Source organism: Kineococcus gurbantunggutensis (assembly GCF_050871925.1).
In the GTDB taxonomy this organism is placed as follows: Bacteria; Actinomycetota; Actinomycetes; order Actinomycetales; family Kineococcaceae; genus Kineococcus.
This window is the reverse complement of record NZ_JBJLSG010000262.1, coordinates 1-4240: the sequence shown is the minus strand read 5'-3', so window position 1 is coordinate 4240 and position 4240 is coordinate 1. Positions and strand designations below refer to the sequence as shown.

5 protein-coding genes are annotated in these 4240 nt (G+C 74.1%); all 5 read left to right on the top strand.

Translation table 11 applies throughout. The features are described 5' to 3' along the window. The first annotated feature begins 266 nt into the window (after nt 1-266). On the top strand, nt 267-1271 hold the full coding sequence (gap, locus tag ACRYR7_RS24640) for a type I glyceraldehyde-3-phosphate dehydrogenase (RefSeq protein ID WP_432574968.1): 1005 nt from the start codon (nt 267-269) through the stop codon (nt 1269-1271). 79 nt (nt 1272-1350) lie between these two features. Further along, nucleotides 1351-2577: a phosphoglycerate kinase gene (locus tag ACRYR7_RS24635; RefSeq protein WP_432574966.1), complete on the top strand. Its 1227-nt coding sequence runs from the start codon at nt 1351-1353 to the stop codon at nt 2575-2577. A 37-nt stretch (nt 2578-2614) separates the two neighbouring features. Continuing rightward, nucleotides 2615-3400, top strand: a complete 786-nt coding sequence (gene tpiA, locus ACRYR7_RS24630; protein WP_432574965.1) for a triose-phosphate isomerase — start codon at nt 2615-2617, stop codon at nt 3398-3400. Between the two features lie 112 nt (nt 3401-3512). Further along, complete coding sequence (secG, locus tag ACRYR7_RS24625) at nt 3513-3764, top strand: preprotein translocase subunit SecG (RefSeq protein ID WP_432574964.1); 252 nt, start codon at nt 3513-3515, stop codon at nt 3762-3764. 49 nt (nt 3765-3813) lie between these two features. Next, nucleotides 3814-4164 (top strand): RNA polymerase-binding protein RbpA, encoded by a 351-nt coding sequence (locus ACRYR7_RS24620; RefSeq protein WP_166610646.1) that lies wholly within the window; start codon nt 3814-3816, stop codon nt 4162-4164. Nucleotides 4165-4240 lie beyond the last annotated feature (76 nt).

Here is a 4240-nt window from a genome sequence, read left to right as displayed (position 1 = left end):
CCCCCCGCCCCCCCCCCCCCCCCCCCCCACCCCCCCCCCCCCCCCCCCCCCCCCCCCCCCCCCCCCCCCCCCCCCCCCCCCCCCCCCCGGGCGCCGTCAGGCTCGGCGTGGTCCTGACGGGTTGGCGCGCCCCCCGCTGCACCCCGACGTGACGCAGGCCATAGGGTCGGGACGTCGCCGCGGCGCTGCGGCGGGCGCAGCACCCGACAGGAACACGCAGAGCTGACGCGCCCGGGCCCGGCCCGGTGCGTCGAGGAGGAGAGCGCATGACCACCAGGGTCGGCATCAACGGCTTCGGCCGCATCGGCCGCAACTTCTTCCGCGCCGCGCTGGCCTCCGGCGCGGACATCGAGGTCGTGGCCGTCAACGACCTCACCGACGCCAAGGCGCTGGCGCACCTGCTCAAGCACGACTCGGTCCTGGGCAAGCTGCCCGAGGACGTGCGCGTCGACGGCGACTCCATCGTGGTCGGCTCCCGCACCGTGAAGGTCCTCGCCGAGCGCGACCCGGGCAAGCTGCCCTGGGGCGAGCTGGGCGTGGACGTCGTCATCGAGTCCACCGGCTTCTTCACCGACGGCGAGAAGGCCAAGGCCCACGTGGCCGGCGGCGCCAAGAAGGTCATCATCTCCGCGCCCGCCAAGAACGACGACGTCACCGTCGTCATGGGCGTCAACGACGGCGACTACGACCCGGCGCAGCACACGATCATCTCCAACGCGTCGTGCACCACGAACTGCCTGGCCCCGCTGGCCAAGGTCCTGCAGGACGCCTTCGGCATCGAGCGCGGCCTGATGACGACGGTGCACGCCTACACCGCCGACCAGAACCTGCAGGACGGCCCGCACAAGGACCTGCGCCGCGCCCGCGCCGCCGCCCTGAACATCGTGCCGACCAGCACCGGTGCGGCCAAGGCCATCGGCCTGGTCCTGCCCGAGCTCAAGGGCAAGCTCGACGGCTACGCGCTGCGCGTGCCCGTGCCCACCGGCTCGGCCACGGACCTCACCGTGACGCTGAGCCGCGAGGTCAGCGCCGAGGAGGTCGACGCGGCGTACCGTGCGGCCGCCGAGGGCCCGCTGAAGGGCTTCCTCGTGTACTCCGACGAGGAGCTCGTCTCCAGCGACATCGTCACCGACCCCGCCTCGTGCATCTACGACTCGGGCCTGACGAAGGTGAACGGCGACCAGGTCAAGGTCGTCGGCTGGTACGACAACGAGTGGGGCTACTCCAACCGCCTCGTGGACCTGACCGCCCTGGTCGGCAGCTCCCTCTGAGCACCGCCACCGGCCCGGGGCGTCGCGCCCCGGGCCGGTGACGCCTGCCCGCCGCACGACGCCCACCACCGGAGGAACCGTGAAGACGATCGACGACCTCGAGCGCGAGCTCGGCGGCCTGCGGGGCACCCGGGTGCTCGTGCGCAGCGACCTCAACGTCCCGCTGGACCGCTCCGGCGGCAGCGCCCGCATCACCGACGACGGCCGCGTGCGCGCCTCGGTGCCCACCCTGCGCCGCCTGCTCGACGCCGGCGCCCGCGTCGTCGTCACCGCCCACCTGGGCCGCCCGCAGGGCGCCCCGGACGAGAAGTACTCCCTGGCCCCCGTGCACGCCCGCCTGGCGGAGCTGCTGCCCGGCGTGGACGTCTCCTTCTGCCCGGTCACCGTCGGCGAGCAGGCCACCGCCGCCGTCGAGGCGCTCACCGACGGCTCGCTGCTGCTGCTGGAGAACGTGCGCTTCAACGCCGCCGAGACCAGCAAGGACGCCGCCGAGCGCGGGGCCTTCGCCGACTCCCTGGCCGCCCTCGCCGACGCGTTCGTCTCCGACGGCTTCGGCGCCGTGCACCGGAAGCACGCCAGCGTCTACGACGTCGCCACCCGCCTGCCGCACGCCGCCGGCGGCCTGGTCGCCGCCGAGGTGGAGGTGCTGCGCCGGCTGACGACCTCGCCCGAGCGCCCCTACGCCGTGGTGCTCGGCGGCTCGAAGGTCTCCGACAAGCTCGGCGTCATCGACAACCTCCTCGGCTCGCTGCTGACCTCCGGCGACCGCCTGCTCGTGGGCGGCGGCATGGTCTTCACCTTCCTCAAGGCCGCCGGGCACGAGGTGGGCAGGTCGCTGCTGGAGGAGGACCAGCTGGAGACGGTGCGCGCCTACGTGCGCACCGCGGCCGAGAAGGGCGTGCAGGTCGTGCTGCCCACCGACGTCGTGGCGGCCACCGCGTTCGCCGCCGACGCCGAGCACTCCGTGGTGCCCGCCGACGCGATCCCCGCCGACCGCCTGGGCCTGGACATCGGCCCGGAGTCCGGCGCCGCGTTCGCCGCCGCGCTCGCGGACGCGCGCACCGTCTTCTGGAACGGGCCGATGGGCGTGTTCGAGATGGAGCCGTACTCGCACGGCACCCGCGCCGTGGCGCAGGCCCTGGTGGACTCGCAGGCGTTCAGCGTCGTCGGCGGCGGCGACTCCGCCGCCGCGGTGCGCACCCTCGGCTTCGCCGACGAGCAGTTCGGGCACATCTCCACCGGCGGTGGGGCGAGCCTGGAGTACCTCGAGGGCAAGCAGCTGCCCGGCCTCGACGTGCTCGACTGACGCCGACCGACCGCCCGACCCAGGAGGAGGACACGACGTGGCCCGCACCCCGCTCATCGCCGGCAACTGGAAGATGGTCCTGGACCACCAGCAGGGCACCCTGCTGGTGCAGAAGCTGGACTGGACCCTGAGGGACGCCAAGCACGACCACTCGGCCGTCGAGGTCGCCGTGCTGCCCTCGCACACCTCGCTGCGCACCGTGCAGACCCTCATCGAGGGCGACAAGCTGCCCCTCAAGCTGGGCGCGCAGGACCTCTCCGCGCACGAGTCCGGCGCCTACACCGGCGAGGTCTCCGCCGCGCAGCTGGTCAAGCTCGGCGTCACCTACGTCGCGGTGGGGCACTCCGAGCGCCGCCAGTACCACGGCGAGGACGACGCGCTGGTGCGCGCCAAGACCCGCCAGGCGCTGGCCCACGGCCTGACCCCGATCGTGTGCGTGGGCGAGGCGCTGGACGTGCGCCGCGCCGGCGAGCACGTGGCCTTCACCGTCGGGCAGGTCACCGCCGCGCTGGAGGGCCTGGAGCCGGCGCAGGTGGCCTCCCTGGTGCTGGCCTACGAGCCGGTGTGGGCGATCGGCACCGGCGAGTTCGCCAGCCCCGAGGACGCCCAGGAGGTCTGCGAGGCGCTGCGCGCCGCGGTGGCCGGGCAGTTCGACGCGGACACCGCCCAGGCGGTGCGGATCCTCTACGGCGGCAGCGTCAAGCCGGCGAACATCGCCTCGATCATGGCGCAGCCCGACGTGGACGGCGCCCTGGTGGGCGGGGCCAGCACCGACGCGGGCGACTTCGCCGCCGTCGTGCGCTACCGGGACCACCCGGCCTGAGGACACGGCGGGTGCGGGCGGTGCGCCCGATCCGGCCCGCCGATGGCCTACCCTGGACCAGCCCCGACCCGGTCGGCCCGCGCTGCGGACCGGCCCGAGACGAAGGATCCGCGTGACCGTCCTCCGCATCGTGCTGCAGGTGCTGCTGGCGCTGTCCAGCCTGTTCCTGACGCTGCTGATCCTCCTGCACAAGGGCAAGGGCGGCGGCCTGTCGGACATGTTCGGCGGCGGCGTCACCACGAGCCTGTCCGGGTCGAGCATGGCCGAGCGCAACCTCAACCGCTTCACGGTCGGGGTGGGCCTGCTCTGGTTCACGTGCATCGTGCTGCTCGGTCTCGTGCAGCGCTTCACCGACGAGTTCTGAGCGACCAGGCACCAACACCCGCGGCAGCGGACGAGGGGAGAAGTTCAACGTGGCAGGTGGCAACGCCATCCGGGGCAGCAGGGTCGGCGCCGGACCGATGGGTGAGGCGGAGCGCGGCGACACCGCGCCCCGCGTCCGCATCTCGTACTGGTGCGCCAACGGGCACGAGACCCGCCCCAGCTTCGCCGAGGAGTCGGGCGTCGAGCCGCCGGAGACGTGGGACTGCCCGCGCTGCGGGTTCCCCGCCGGCACGGACCGGGCCAACCCGCCCGCGCCGCCGCGCAACGAGCCCTACAAGACGCACCTGGCCTACGTGAAGGAGCGCCGCAGCGACGCCGACGGCGAGGCGATCCTCAACGAGGCGCTGGAGGGCCTGCGCGCCCGCGGCCTCATCCGCTGAGCCCCCGCTGAGCTGAGCGCCAGCACCGCCCGCGCGGCACGACGAAGGCCCCCGACCTGTCCGGTCGGGGGCCTTC